Here is a 13,295-nt window from a genome sequence, read left to right as displayed (position 1 = left end):
TCATGACCGAGATCAAGCCCTTCCGCATCGCCATCGACCAGGCCGAACTGGACGACCTCACCGACAGACTGGGCCGCACCCGCTGGCCGCGCGAAGTCACCACCGACTGGAGCCGAGGCGTTCCGGTCGCCTATCTCAAGGGACTGGCCGAGTACTGGGCCGACGGCTTCGACTGGCGGGAGCAGGAGGCGGAACTGAACGAGATCCCGCAGTTCACCACCGAGATCGACGGCCAGACCATCCACTTCCTGCACGTCCGCTCCACCCGGCCGGACGCGGTGCCGCTGCTCCTCACGCACGGCTGGCCGAGTTCGCCGTTCGAATTCCGGAAGGTCATCGACCTCCTGGCCGACGAGTTCCACCTCGTCATCCCGTCTCTGCCCGGTTACGGCTTCTCGACCCCGGTGCGTAGCCCCGGCTGGGGCAACCTGTTCCGCGTCGCGCAGGCGTGGACGACACTGATGGACCGCCTCGGCTACGGGCGTTTCGGCGTCCACGGGACGGATGCCGGTGCCGGGGTCGCGGGCATCCTGTCGATGATCGCCGCGCACCGCACGGTGGGCGTGCACCTGACCGGCACCAGCGCGGGCATGCCGTTCGGTCCCGCCGTCCAGCTGGACGGCCTCTCCGAAAAGGACCGCGAACGCGGCGAGCGCTTCAACCGGTTCCAGTCCGACGGCCTCGGTTACCTGCACCTTCAGGCGACCCGGCCGCAGACACTCGCCTACTCGCTCAACGACTCCCCCACCGGCCAGCTCGCGTGGATCGTGGAGAAATTCGCCGAATGGACCGACCCGGGCAAGGCGCTGCCGGACGACGCCGTCGATCGTGATCACCTCTTGGCCACGGTCAGCCTGTTCTGGTTCACCGGCGCGGGCGCGTCCTCGGCACACGCCACGTACGAGGGCATGGAGGTCTACCGGCAGCTGTCCCAAGGCGGTTGGGACGGCGAAGCACCCGCCGGACCTCCTCGCGGTATCGCCGTCTTCGCCGGGGACACCACCATCCGGAGCCTCCAGGACGGCCCGGTGGACCACTGGTCCGAATACGACACCGGTGGCCATTTTCCGGCGATGGAGGTCCCCGAGCTGCTCGCTGAAGATCTTCGTACCTTCTTTCGGAGGCACCGCTGATGAGGCCGGAAATCCTGAGCCCGCGTGCGCTCAACCGCGCGACCCTGGCCAGGCAGTTCCTGCTGGAACGCGCCGATCTCCCCGCCGTCGCCGCGATCGAGCGGCTGGCCGGCCTCCAGGCGCAGGCACCCGACTCGTCCTACGTCGGCCTGTGGTCACGGCTGCGGGATTTCCAGGTGGACGAACTGGCGAAACCACTGGCCGCCCGCGAGGTCGTCCGGACGACGCTGATGCGCGGCACCGTGCACCTGGTGACGGCCGACGACAGCCTCGCACTGTGGCCCACGATCAAACCGGTGATCGAACGCGGTTTCCTCGGCCACTACTCGCGGGAGATCGCCGGCCTCGACCTCGCCGCGATCACCGAAGCGGGACGGAAACTGCTGGCCGAACGGCCCCGCACCCGCGCCGAGATCCGGACCGCGCTGGCGGAGCGGTGGCCCGACGCCGATCCGGCCACACTCGCCTACACGGTCAACAGCCATCTTCCCCTCACGCACGTGACACCGCGGGGACTGTGGGGCCAGACCGGACCGGTGGCGTTCTCCCTGCTCGAACAGTGGGTCGGCAAACCGATCACGGACGGCATCTCGCTGGACGATCTGGTGCTGCGCTACCTCACGGCCTTCGGCCCGGCGACCGTCCGCGACGCGCAAGTCTGGTCTGGGCTGACCAAGCTCAAGGAGGTCTTCGAGCGCCTCCGGCCACGGCTGCGGACCTTCACTGACACCGAGGGAAAGGAGCTGTTCGACCTCCCGGACGCGCCACGACCCGACGCGGACACCCCAGCGCCCCCGCGGTTCCTGCCCGAATACGACAACGTCCTGCTCTCCCACGCCGACCGCGCGCGCGTGATCCCGGACGGCCGACGAGTACCGCTGCCGCCCGGTAACGGCGGTCGCCGGGGCACACTGCTCGTCGACGGTGAATTCCTGGCCATTTGGGCGATCAAAGGGGCGACACTGACGATCGAATCACGGAAACCGTTGCGGGATCAGGATTCGATAGCCGAAGAGGGCATCCGGTTGCTGGAATTCGTAGTGCCCGGGCAGAGCCACGACCTACGTTTCGGCATCGGCGGGTAACGGTCCGGCCTTTTGCCGTAACGACGGGCGCCGTTCGGGCGAAGCAGTGACGCAAGGAGCCTGAAGGGAGCGGGCGATGGGCAAGAACTACGGATTCATGACGGTGCTCGCGGGACTGAGCGCGCTCGCGGTCATCGCGGTGGCGGCGGTCATGCGATACCCGAACACGTCGGACGTCACGGCGGTGATCACCGCGGCGGGAACGGTGATCGGCACGGTGGTGGGCGCCTTCTTCGGCGTGAACGCCGCGTCGGCGGGACGCATAAAGGCCGAGGAGAGCCGAGACCAGGCGACGGCGGCACTGGTTAAGGTCGCCGGCGAGGCGGACAAGGGAAGCGATGTGGCGAAGGCGGCCATGGAAGGCGTCAACTGACCGTCCTTTATGGACTCGTCGCCGTCGCGCGGAAGTCCGTACTGTGGAGAGCATGATTGACTTCTCCAAGGACACCGTCTTCAAGCTCACGCCGTGCAAACCGGGGGACATCGCGCCGACGGTGCAGCCGATCATCATCCCCGGCGAGCAGATCCTGTCCTCGTTCAAGGCGATGCGGGACTTCGTCGTGTTCACGAACAAGCGGCTCATCGCGGTGAACGTCCAGGGCATGACCGGCAAGAAGAAGGACTTCACTTCGCTGCCATACAGCAAGATCCAGGCGTTCTCCATCGAGACCGCCGGAACCTTCGACATGGATGCCGAGCTGGACCTGTGGTTCAGCGGCCTGGGAAACGTGCGGCTGGAGTTCCGGGGCTCGTCGGACATCCGGGCTATCGGGCAGCTGATCGCCACCCATACGCTCTAGTACTCCGCGTTTAGTCGACTACTTGCGGCTGGTCCCGGGCGTGCGTCCGGGACGCAGCTGAGTGGGGAAGATTCCGGCCGTTGGACGACCGGAATCTTCCCCACTCGTTTACATGTTGATCTTTTGGCGCCGGGGTTTCGCCGACCTCGGGATGATCGCTACTTATGGCCGCTGACCTGCGCGGATAGGGCTGGACACTTCTCGCGTGTTCTCGCCCCTACCCCACGTCTGACGGCCTGGAGACGGCCTGGCACTCGCCCACTCCTCCCCGATACGAAGCCATCCACGCGGCCGTCGCGTCGGGTCAAGGCACGCTTTCCCGCCTTGACGCGGCGTGACGGCCGTTGTGACGATCTGGCATCGGGGCGGTGGCTCCGCGTAACAGCCGTTGGTCCGTTCGCGACCTTTGGGCACGATCGTCTGAGCGAGGAGGCCGACGTGCTCATTGGCGTACCTGCGCGTCGCTGGCGGCTGCACCTGTCCACGGCTTCAGCGGGCGCACCGCCCGGCCGGTGGGCGGAGCGGAGCGGCAGCCCGCCGTGTCGGGCAAGGTGCACCCGCAGGCGAGACGCGGACGCAAGGTGACCAGCGCGCCGCCGACGGCGGCGCGCCTTGATCCCATAGAGCCAAGTTCGGCAACGAGTCATCGGAGAAAAAATGAACTATCGAGGTTCGTCGCGGCGACTTTTGTCCAACTCTATTTCCGCAATGATGGCCGCAATTGAGATCTACAACAAGCCAAGGCTGTTACATCGAAACGAGATAGTTTCAATTCTTCTAATTAACGCATGGGAACTACTCCTAAAGGCAATAGTCTCCAAATCAGGCGGATCGATTTACTATAAGAAAAAGCGCAACGAACCCTACAAGACTATATCTCTACTTGACGCTTACCGGCGAGCATCCAAGACACCCCTGTGGCCGCTGTCCATTGATAGCGCCGCCGTGGGCAAGAACTTGGACCTACTGGCCCTGTACCGCAACCAGTCAGTTCACTTCTACAATGAACCAGACTTCGGGATCGTCTTATACTCGCTGTCCCAGACGGCAATAATCAACTTTCGCGATCTTGCCACGAATGTTTTCAAGAAAGATATCGCAGACGAGATCACTTGGCAGATACTCCCCCTTAGCGTCCGCACGCCAATCGATCCGATCAAATACTTGCAAGGAAGCGGCGCCAACGAAACCACCAAGCGCAGCGGAGCTGTGCACGATTTCTTACTTGAACTCAAGAACGCAGAAGCAGAGCTTCGCGCCCAGTCATCCGACACAAACAGATTGCTCACAATTTTTTCGGTCAACCTACAGTCAGTAAAGAAGGTCGCCGACTCAGACATTGTTGTCGGAATAGACCAGGACGGCACGGACGGGGTCATCATCAGCCGGAGAGTCGATCCAAACATCTCGCACCCACACAGAATGACAGAACTACTACCACTTCTGCGTCCAGAGCTTGGCATTAGGTCACACGAATTCTTGGCGATCACAACGATCTATGAAATGCGCACAAATCCAATGTTTTGCTGGAAAGCCGATGGTGGCAATCTAGTCAAGTGGTCACCCGAAGCCGCCATCTCAATAAATAAACTTACGAAGCTGGAGGTGGAGAATGCAGTAGCCGAATTCAGCAAGGCTAGGCGTAACAAGAGAAAAGAATAGTCACACATCAACACAAGTATCGATTTTAATATCAACAAATGACTCGTTCGCTCGGTGAACTACGAGAAGTAGGGCGAAGAAAGACCCGTCAGCGCGTGTTTAATCCGGAGCCGAATAGAAGGGTGGATGTCAATCCCTTCAAGCTGCGGAACGGCGACCCACTGCACTTCCTTACTCTCACTACTAGTGCGCAGAACTCCACTCAGTTTGATTGCGCGGAAGCAGATCGAGAACTCTTGACGCACCTCGCCATCGTCGTATGCCACGACATGGTTGGGATTCGAGTACAGACCGATGACGCCGGTCACCTCGCACTCAATACCGGTCTCCTCTCGAACCTCCCGCACGGCGGCCTGTGACAGAGTCTCGCCGAGTTCGAGCTGCCCACCGGGGATCGAGTACAGGTCGTTGTCGGTGCGCCGGATCATGAGGATGCGGCCTTCGTCGTCCTGGATGAACGCGGACACCGCGACCGCGATGCTGTTCGCCTTGGGGGCGTTCGGGTCGTTGTAGTAGTCGACGCGTGCCATGGGTGGCCTCCTAGAAGGTGGCGGGCTTGGCGAGATTCCAGACGGCTTCGAAGCTCTCCGAGTAGGTCTCGAAGAGGTCCCCGGCGGATAGCCGGCGGAGATGCAGGGACGGAGCGTGTGCTCCCTGGAAGCCGTAGACGTGCGTGTTGATGATCATCTCGTCGTCGAAGCGGAAGATCGAGTTGTAGAGCGTGGTGTTGTGGAAGCGCATCTCCACCCCGTCTACCCCGATCAGCGGCCGGTAAGACGCCAGCGCGTTGCGGATGCGCGCCGCAAGTGTCCCGTCGCCTAGCTGTTCCTCGTCCCCGCGCAGAGCGACGCTCTCCCCTTCGGGATCTCCGAAAATCAGCCGAATTTTGGCCCCGGCCTGGGCTTTTGCTGTCAGGTCCTTGATGAACCGCGGGCGCTCCACCAGGAACAGCGCGGCGTGGACCAGCACCTCGACGGTGTCCGACGCTTCCTTGATCAGCCGGTCCCACAGTTCGACAGGGATGGCGTTGCGGTGCGGGAACACGCGCACGACCTCGGCGGCGGCCGTCTCGGCCTTACGCTCCGGGGCCACCGAGTCAGGCCAGAGGTAGGTCTCGGACTCGCGCGCCATCGCCGCGATCTTGTGGCGGTGCTTCGGGTATGGCGTCCGCCCTTTGGTGATCCACCGTTCTACGGTCTTCTGATCGACCCCGGTGGCGTCGGCGACTTGCTTCGGTGTGAGGCCGTTGCGCAGCAGGGCGTCCCGCAGGCGTTCGTTCGGCATCCGCCCTCCTCGGGACCTTTAGGGACGTCTTCGACCGTACCAAGGACGTCCCGAGATCTCCCGCTAGATGGTGATCACGTCCCGCGTTCTGAGGGAGGGTGGCGAGAACGGGGAGGTAATGGATGACGACAATCGGCGAACAGAAGCCGCAGACCCTCCGTGACGCGCATGCCGTCGCGGCGACCCGGCGTCCTCGCGCCGAGGCGGACATGTCGGAGTGGCTGAGTTTCCACCAAGCCAACGCGCGCATGTATCGAGAGGTGTCCGATGTGGACCGAGGACACCACCACGAGCTCAGATACTGGGTGAGTTACGAGGAGCGCAAGGCCGAAGAGATAGCCGCGCGAATACAGTCCACAACAGTCTCGTGAGTGGTGATGACGGGCTGAACCCGTCATCACCACTAACGAGTCGTTACATGTTGATCATGTGGCCCGCAAGGCCGTGCACGGCTTCCTTGACCGCTTCCCCGAGGGTCGGGTGAGCGTGCACGTTCCGCGAGATCTCGTGCACCGTCAGGTCCCACTGCTGCGCCAGAGTCAGTTCCGGCAGCAGTTCGGTCACCTCGGGGCCGATCAGGTGCGCGCCCAGCAACTCGCCGTGTGTGGCATCGCTGAGGATCTTCACGAAACCGACGGCCTCGCCGAGGCCGTGCGCTTTTCCGTTGGCGGTGAAGGGGAATTTCGCCACCTGGACGTCGAAGCCCTTTTCGCGGGCCTGTTCCTCGGTCCAGCCGAAGCTGGCGATCTGCGGCTGGCAGTAGGTCGCGCGCGGGATCATCACGAAGTCGAGTTCCATGGTCTCGGCGCCCGCGATGGTCTCGGCGGCGACGACGCCCATGGACTCGGACGCGTGCGCGAGCATCAGTTTCGCGGTGACGTCGCCGATCGCGAAGATATGCGGGACATTCGTACGGCCGCGCGAATCGATGGCGATCGCGCCGCGGTCGGTCAGTTCGACGCCGGTCTTGTCGAGACCGTATCCCTCGACGCGCGGCTGGAAACCGATGGCCTGCAACACTTTGTCCGCTTCGAGAACGCGTTGCTCACCGTTCTTCGACACGGTCACGAGCACCTGCTCGCCGGTGTCGTCGATCGTCTCGACCTTGGTGGAGGTCAGCACCTCGATGCCGAGCTTCCGGTAGCGGCGGGCGAGTTCGGCGGAGACCTCGGCGTCTTCGAGCGGGACCATCCGGTCGAGGTATTCGACGATGGTCACCTTCACGCCGTAGTTGTGCAGCACGTAGGCGAACTCGACGCCGATGGCGCCCGCGCCGGCGATGACGATGCTCTCCGGCAGCTCGTTTTCCATGATCTGCTGTTCGTAGGTGACCACGCGGTCGCTGCGCGTGGTGCCCGGGAGCAGGCGCGCGGTGGCGCCGGTGGCGATCACGCAGTTGTCGAAGGTGATCCGCTCGCCGTTGACCTCGATGGTGTTGGCGTCGAGGAAGGTGCCGTGCCCGTCGTATTCGGTGATCTTGTTCTTCTTCATCAGGAAGTGCACGCCCTTGACGCGCCCCTCCGCGACCTTGCGGCTGCGGTCGAAGGCGGCCTGATAGTCGAACGTGACCTCGCCGTCGACCTGGATCCCGAAAGACTTCGCCTCTTTGGTCACGATGTGCGCGAGTTCGGCGTTGCGCAGCAGTGCCTTCGAAGGAATACAGCCGACGTTGAGGCAGACCCCGCCCCAGTATTTCTCCTCCACGACCGCCGCGCTCAGCCCCAGTTGCGACGCCCGGATGGCCGCCACGTAACCGCCGACCCCGGCGCCCAGAACAACGACGTCATAGTGTGCGCTCATACCTCGAAACCTACCCCTCACCGGGACGCTCCGAAGGGTGAGACTGCCTACTCAGGCGGGCGGCCGGGAGCCCCGGATCTCGACCAGCAGGTCGGTCACCGCGGTCATGATCCGCTTGGTCGCCTCTTCCAGCACTTCACGCGACGGCGAAAGGGTCATGAGGTCCGAAAGGTCGACGGGCGGGCCCGCGACCAGGTTCACCGTCTTGCGCGGGAAACCGCGCGGGAGCACGGCGTCGGACGGCAGCAGGTGGTGCGTGCCCCAGTTCGCCAGCGGGATCACCGGGACGCCGGTCTCCAGCGCGATCCGCGCGATTCCGGTCTTGCCCCGCATCGGCCACCCGTCCGGGTGATCCGTGAACGTCGCCTCGGGGAAGATGACGACGCACTCGCCCTCACGCACGGCTTTGACGGCGTCGCGGTACGCGCCCGCCGCCGTCGGCGCCCCGCGGTGGACCGGGATGTGCTTGCCCGAACGCATCACCGAGCCGACGACCGGCGCGTCCCACAGGCTCGCCTTCGCCAGGTAGCGCGGCACGCGCCCGTGCGCGAGGCAGTACGCCGTGACCGTCGTCGGGTCGGCGAACGAGAGGTGGTTCGACGCCACCAGGAAGCCACCCGAAGCAGGCAGGTGCTCCCCGCCGCGCACCCGGAACCGGGTGAACAGCACCAGGAACGGCCAGACGACGTTGATCGCGAGGCTGAACCAGGCGCCCCGGCCGACGCGGTTGAAGCGCCGGCCGAAGGCGATCATCTGGCGGAAAGTCAGCAAGTCACCCGATACGGGCCTCAGTGTGGTCCAGCGTTCGCGGGATCTCAGCGCCATGGACGTAATTCGTAGCCGAATCCGCTCCGGTTCGGCCGAAACCAGCCGTGAACGCGGCGCGGATCACACGCGTTCGAGGACCACCACGGGGATCTCGCGGTCGGTCTTCTTCGCGTACTCGTTGTAGTCCGGCCAGACCGCGGCCAGCTTCTCCCACAGCTTCGAGCGCTCCTCGCCCTCCACCGTCCTGGCCCGCGCGGTGAACTTGTCCGCCTTGACCTGCACCTTCACCTCAGGGTTCGCGAGGAGGTTCTTGTACCAGCCCGGGTGCTCCGGCGCGCCGCCCTTCGACGCCACGATGACCGGGTTGTTCTCGCCGTCGAACTGGTAGATCAGCGCGAACTTGCGGTCCTCGCCGGTCTTGCGGCCCTTGGTGGTGAGGACGAGGCAGGGCGCGCCCTTTTCCCAGTCGTGTCCCACCTCGCCGTCGGTCTCCTCGTAGCGGCGGACGTGCTCGTCACCGAAAAGCATGTGTGCGTTCCTCTCCTGGTTCTGACGGGTAGCGGCGCCCTGCCAGTCTGACGCGAACCGGTCGGTCGCGCTGATCAACTCGTGCAGGGTGCCGGGTTCATCGAACGCGTGACCCGAGTCGCCGACCATCACCAGTTCCGCTCCGGGGAGCACCTGGCTGAGCTCCCAGGCGGTGATGGCCGGGGTGACCACGTCGTAGCGTCCCTGGACCAGAACGCAGGGAATACCCGCGAGCTTCCCGGCGTCGCGGAGCAGCTGATCTTCCGCGAGCCAGCCGCCGTGCCGGAAGTAGTGGTTCTCGATTCTCGCGATAGCGAGCGCGAACTCCGGCTCGGAGAAGGCGTCGATCACTTCCTCCTGCGGACGCAGTTTGACCGTCTCACCCTCCCATCGGCTCCACGCGATCGCGGCGGGTCCGTGCACGGCGGGATCCGGATGGTGCAGGAGGTCGTGATAGACCTCGATCAGGTTCTCCTGGCGGCGCGAATACGGCACCGGGTCCAGGAAGCGGGACCACGCCTCGGGGAAGAGGAAGGCCGCGCCCCCGCCGAAAAGCCATTGCAGTTCCTTCACCCGCAACGTGGCCACACCGCGCAGGACGAGTTCCGTGACCCTGCCGGGATGCGTCTCCGCGTAGGTCAGCCCGAGCACACTCCCCCACGAGCCGCCGAAGACCATCCAGCGGTCGATGCCGAGATGCTCGCGCAGCCGCTCGATGTCCTCGACGAGATGCCAGGTCGTGTTGACCGAAAGATCCGCCTCCGGTGTGGCACAGTTCGGGGTGCTGCGCCCGCAGCCGCGCTGGTCGAAAAGGACGATCCGGTAGCGCCCGGGATCGAACAGCCTGCGGTGTCTCGGGCTCGAACCACCTCCCGGGCCACCATGCAGGAAGATCACCGGTTTGCCCTCGGGATCGCCGCATTCCTCCCAATAGATCTCGTTGCCGTCACCGACAGGCAACATCCCTTGGACGTAAGGTTCGATTTCCGGGTAAAGGCCGAGCATGTCCGCCACTATGCCCGAAACGCCAGCTTGGAGGATCGATGAAGGCCCGCCCCCACGTGACGCTGGAAGATGTGGCGCGCACCGCGGAAGTGTCGCTCGCGACGGCGTCCCGCGTACTCAACGGCACCGCCACCGTTCGGGGGGATCTCCGCGAACGGGTGATCGCCGCGGCCGCCGACCTCTCCTATACCCCCAATGCTCACGCTCAGGCATTGGCCGGTGGCTCACAGCCCACCGTGGGGGTGATCTGCCACGACGTCGGCGATCCCTACTTCGCCGCCATCGCGGGCGGGATCATGCGTGTCGCGAGTGAGAACGACCTCCTGGTGATGCTCGCGAGCACGTTCCGCGACCCGGCGAAGGAGGTCGCCTACGTTTCCACGCTGCGCGCCCAGCGCGCGTCGGCCATCCTGCTGATCGGCTCCGCCTTCGAGGACAAGGGGTGGGAGAAGGCGATGGCCGCCGAACTCGAGCCGTATCGGCGCGGCGGCGGGCATGTCGCCGCGGTGAGCAGGCATCGCGGGCTCAAAGTGGACACCGTCCAACCCGACAACCGGGGCGGCGGCGCCGCTTTGGCGAAAGCCCTCCTGGAGCTGGGGCACCGGCGGTTCGCCGTCCTCGTCGGCCCGAGGAGCCTGACCACCGTCGTCGACCGCCTCGACGGCTTCGCCGCGGAACTGCTGGAAAACGGCGTCGAACTGCGTGAGAACGACGTCGCCGAGGCGGCGTTCACCCGCGACGGCGGTTACCAGGCGATGGAGAAGATCCTCGCCCGGCCGCGGAAGCAGTGGCCGACGTGTGTGTTCGCGGTGACCGACGTGATGGCGATCGGAGCGATGGCGGCCTTGCGCGACGCCGGCGTCTCCGTGCCCGGCGAGATGTCGATCGCCGGCTTCGACGACATCCCGGTAGTGCGCGATCTCACGCCGTCGTTGACCACCGTCTCGCTTCCGCTGGAGAAACTGGGCGAACGGGCCATGGACCTGGCACTCAAGGCCGCTCCCGGTGCCCGGGCGCGGGTGGTGCGGATGTCCGGCGAGGTCGTCCAGCGCCGCAGTACCGCCGCCCCCGCTCGCTGAAGCCCTTGTGTGCGGCCCGCGGGGTGACTTACCGTGGCATGAGAAAGCGCTTTCTCACGCTCGCGCCACGGAGACCCGATGACCTTGATCGCCCTGCCCACCGCCGATGGCGGACTGGTGGAGTGGACGCCGCGAGGGGCGGAAACGCCCGCGAAACCGGCGTCGCCACCGACCTCCCGGATCGCCTACGCGGCCGCGCACGTGGTCGCCGACCCGCTCGCCGCCGCCGACCCCGAAGAAGGCGCGGTGCTGGACTGGGAGACGACACTCGCCTTCCGCGAGCACCTGTGGTCCTGCGGGCTCGGCGTCGCCGAAGCGATGGACACCGCGCAGCGCGGGATGGGTCTGGATTGGGCCACCACCAAGGACCTCATCCGGCGCACCGGCGCGCTCGCCGCCGGGCGCCCCTGGGTCGCGGGGGTCGGAACCGATCAGCTTCCCGCCGGTGACGCGACCGCGGAGTCCATTGTGGACGCCTGGCGGGAGCAGCTGGACCTGGTCGGCGAGGCCGGGGCCATCCCGGTCGTGATGGCCAGCCGCGCGCTGGCCGCGTCGGCGTCCGGCCCCGAGGATTACCACGCCGCGTACGGGAAACTGCTCTCCGGTGCCGACCGGCCGGTCCTGTTGCACTGGCTGGGCGAGCAGTTCGACCCGGCGCTGGCCGGATACTGGGGGCACGCCGACGTCCGTGCCGCCGCCCGCGAACTGGGCAGGCTCTGCGCCGACCACGCCGGGGTGATCGCGGGGGTCAAGGTTTCGGTGCTCGACGCCTCGATCGAGACCGAATTCCGCCGCGCGCTGCCCGAAGGCGTCGCGTGCTACACCGGGGACGACTTCAACTACCCGGAACTGATCGCCGGGGACGACCAGGGCCACAGCGAAGCACTTCTCGGCATTTTCGACGCTGTCGCGCAGGTCGCCGGTGCCGCGCTCGCCCGGCTCGACGAGGATGACACGGCCGGATTCCGCGACCTGCTGGACCCGACGGTGGCGCTCAGCCGCGCGATCTTCCGCGCCCCCACCAGGAACTACAAGACCGGCGTCGTGTTCCTCGCCTACCTCAACGGGCACCAGAACCACTTCCGGATGGTCGCGGGCCGCGAATCGGCCCGGTCCATCACGCATCTGGCCGAACTGCTGCGTCTGGCCGACGCGGCCGGGGTGCTCGCCGATCCCGACCTCGCCGTCGCGCGGATGCGGCCGCTGCTGGCCGCTGCGGGGGTGTCCTGATGGACAGGTTGAGCCTGAACCAGATCACCACCAAGGCGTGGTCGCTGCCGGAGGCCGTGGCGGGCTGCGCCGAGGCGGGCGTCCGCTGGATCGGCCTGTGGCGGGACAAGGTCGCCGAGACCGGTGTCGAGGAGACCGCCCGGCTGCTCAAGGAGTACGACGTCGGCGTGTCGTCGTTGTGCCGCGGCGGGTTCTTCACCGGGATCACCCCGGAAGGGTCCCCTGTGGACGGTGTCGCCCAGACCCGTGAGGCGATCGACGAAGCGGCCGCGCTGGGCGCGGACGTGCTCGTCCTGGTCGTCGGCGGCGTGCACGGCGATCTCACGACGTCGAGGCAGCGCGTCGCCGACGCGGTCGGCGAGCTGGCGCCCTACGCCGGTGAGCGCGGGGTCCGGCTGGGGCTGGAGCCCCTGCATCCCATGCAGTGCGCCGAACGGTCTGTTCTGTCCACAGTGGATCAGGCGCTGGCGATCGCACTGGAGCATCCGGCCGATCAGGTCGGCGTGATCGTCGACGAGTTCCACGTGTGGTGGGATCCGCGGATCGAGGAGTCGATCGCCGCGGCGGCCGGGCGGATCGCCGGATTCCACGTCTGCGACCAGAAGGTGCCGTTGACCGACACCCTGCTCGGTCGCGCGCTGCCCGGTGACGGCCCGATCGACCACCGCCACCTGAAGGCGTGCGTCGAGGCCGCCGGGTACACCGGGCCGATCGAGGTCGAGGTGTTCGACGCCGACCTCTGGCGCCGTCCCGGCGGCGAGGTGCTCGCGGAGACCATCGCGGCGTATCGGGACCACGTCGCCTGACGTAAGGGGTCGTGAGTGGGGATTCGGGTTCTATTGAGGGGTAAGGCAAAGGTGGCGTGGTGGGTGGTAAGTCCGTGAAGGCCTCCTTGAGGGACTCTGGGTCCCTCAAGGAGGC

15 protein-coding genes and 1 pseudogene are annotated in these 13,295 nt (G+C 65.9%); 9 read left to right on the top strand and 7 right to left on the bottom strand.

The genetic code is table 11. The features are described 5' to 3' along the window. The first annotated feature begins 2 nt into the window (after positions 1-2). From ACZ7KI_RS40025 to ACZ7KI_RS40010, 4 genes are all read left to right on the top strand, one after another. Positions 3-1,133, top strand: coding sequence for an epoxide hydrolase family protein (locus ACZ7KI_RS40025; protein ID WP_470278214.1), 1,131 nt, complete (start codon positions 3-5; stop codon positions 1,131-1,133). Continuing rightward, on the top strand, positions 1,133-2,218 hold the full coding sequence (locus tag ACZ7KI_RS40020; protein WP_470278213.1) for a winged helix DNA-binding domain-containing protein: 1,086 nt from the start codon (positions 1,133-1,135) through the stop codon (positions 2,216-2,218). The genes ACZ7KI_RS40025 and ACZ7KI_RS40020 overlap by 1 nt, the downstream gene beginning before the upstream one ends. Before the next feature lie 76 nt (positions 2,219-2,294). Next, a complete protein-coding gene (locus ACZ7KI_RS40015) occupies positions 2,295-2,591 on the top strand; it encodes a hypothetical protein (RefSeq protein WP_470278212.1) in 297 nt (98 codons plus the stop codon). A gap of 52 nt (positions 2,592-2,643) precedes the next feature. Beyond that, positions 2,644-3,018: a PH domain-containing protein gene (locus tag ACZ7KI_RS40010; protein ID WP_465506764.1), complete on the top strand. Its 375-nt coding sequence runs from the start codon at positions 2,644-2,646 to the stop codon at positions 3,016-3,018. Positions 3,019-3,460: 442 nt separating this feature from the next. On the opposite strand, the gene ACZ7KI_RS40005 is transcribed toward ACZ7KI_RS40010, so the two are convergent. After that, positions 3,461-3,640, bottom strand: a complete 180-nt coding sequence (locus tag ACZ7KI_RS40005; RefSeq protein WP_470278211.1) for a hypothetical protein — start codon at positions 3,638-3,640, stop codon at positions 3,461-3,463. Between the two features lie 35 nt (positions 3,641-3,675). Here ACZ7KI_RS40005 and ACZ7KI_RS40000 point away from each other — a divergent pair, with 35 nt between their 5' ends. Next, on the top strand, positions 3,676-4,680 hold the full coding sequence (locus ACZ7KI_RS40000) for a DUF3644 domain-containing protein (protein ID WP_470278210.1): 1,005 nt from the start codon (positions 3,676-3,678) through the stop codon (positions 4,678-4,680). Positions 4,681-4,739: 59 nt separating this feature from the next. On the opposite strand, the gene ACZ7KI_RS39995 is transcribed toward ACZ7KI_RS40000, so the two are convergent. Both ACZ7KI_RS39995 and ACZ7KI_RS39990 read right to left on the bottom strand, forming a co-directional pair. Continuing rightward, positions 4,740-5,210, bottom strand: coding sequence for an NUDIX hydrolase (locus ACZ7KI_RS39995; protein ID WP_470278209.1), 471 nt, complete (start codon positions 5,208-5,210; stop codon positions 4,740-4,742). A gap of 10 nt (positions 5,211-5,220) precedes the next feature. Next, positions 5,221-5,964: a DUF5919 domain-containing protein gene (locus ACZ7KI_RS39990; protein ID WP_470278208.1), complete on the bottom strand. Its 744-nt coding sequence runs from the start codon at positions 5,962-5,964 to the stop codon at positions 5,221-5,223. 122 nt (positions 5,965-6,086) lie between these two features. On the opposite strand from ACZ7KI_RS39990, the gene ACZ7KI_RS39985 reads away from it, so the two are divergent. Continuing rightward, positions 6,087-6,335 (top strand): AMED_5909 family protein, encoded by a 249-nt coding sequence (locus ACZ7KI_RS39985; protein WP_470278207.1) that lies wholly within the window; start codon positions 6,087-6,089, stop codon positions 6,333-6,335. 43 nt (positions 6,336-6,378) lie between these two features. Here the strand turns inward: ACZ7KI_RS39985 and lpdA are convergent, their stop codons facing one another. From lpdA to pip, 4 genes and pseudogenes are all read right to left on the bottom strand, one after another. Further along, positions 6,379-7,764: a dihydrolipoyl dehydrogenase gene (gene lpdA / locus ACZ7KI_RS39980; RefSeq protein WP_470278206.1), complete on the bottom strand. Its 1,386-nt coding sequence runs from the start codon at positions 7,762-7,764 to the stop codon at positions 6,379-6,381. A gap of 51 nt (positions 7,765-7,815) precedes the next feature. Then, positions 7,816-8,589 carry a lysophospholipid acyltransferase family protein gene (locus ACZ7KI_RS39975; protein ID WP_470278205.1) on the bottom strand — a complete coding sequence of 258 codons (774 nt, stop codon included), beginning with the start codon at positions 8,587-8,589 and terminating at the stop codon, positions 7,816-7,818. A gap of 63 nt (positions 8,590-8,652) precedes the next feature. Then, the gene (locus ACZ7KI_RS39970; RefSeq protein ID WP_465506831.1) at positions 8,653-9,060 is read right to left on the bottom strand and encodes a nitroreductase family deazaflavin-dependent oxidoreductase; all 408 of its coding nucleotides are present in this window, start codon (positions 9,058-9,060) and stop codon (positions 8,653-8,655) included. Positions 9,061-9,126: 66 nt separating this feature from the next. Next, positions 9,127-10,065, bottom strand: a pseudogene (pip, locus tag ACZ7KI_RS39965) (prolyl aminopeptidase); the annotation flags it as partial. A gap of 38 nt (positions 10,066-10,103) precedes the next feature. On the opposite strand from pip, the gene ACZ7KI_RS39960 reads away from it, so the two are divergent. The 3 genes from ACZ7KI_RS39960 (at position 10,104) to ACZ7KI_RS39950 (ending at position 13,180) form a co-directional block, all read left to right on the top strand. Then, on the top strand, positions 10,104-11,144 hold the full coding sequence (locus ACZ7KI_RS39960) for a LacI family DNA-binding transcriptional regulator (protein ID WP_470278203.1): 1,041 nt from the start codon (positions 10,104-10,106) through the stop codon (positions 11,142-11,144). A gap of 78 nt (positions 11,145-11,222) precedes the next feature. Continuing rightward, the gene (locus ACZ7KI_RS39955; protein ID WP_470278202.1) at positions 11,223-12,374 is read left to right on the top strand and encodes a dihydrodipicolinate synthase family protein; all 1,152 of its coding nucleotides are present in this window, start codon (positions 11,223-11,225) and stop codon (positions 12,372-12,374) included. Continuing rightward, positions 12,374-13,180 (top strand): sugar phosphate isomerase/epimerase family protein, encoded by an 807-nt coding sequence (locus ACZ7KI_RS39950; RefSeq protein WP_470278201.1) that lies wholly within the window; start codon positions 12,374-12,376, stop codon positions 13,178-13,180. Before ACZ7KI_RS39955 ends, ACZ7KI_RS39950 begins: the two co-directional genes overlap by 1 nt. The last annotated feature ends 115 nt before the right edge of the window (positions 13,181-13,295 follow it).

This window comes from Amycolatopsis sp. NPDC039088, from assembly GCF_055598845.1.
Note: the sequence above shows the minus strand (reverse complement) of the source record. Positions and strands in the feature narration are given on the sequence as shown.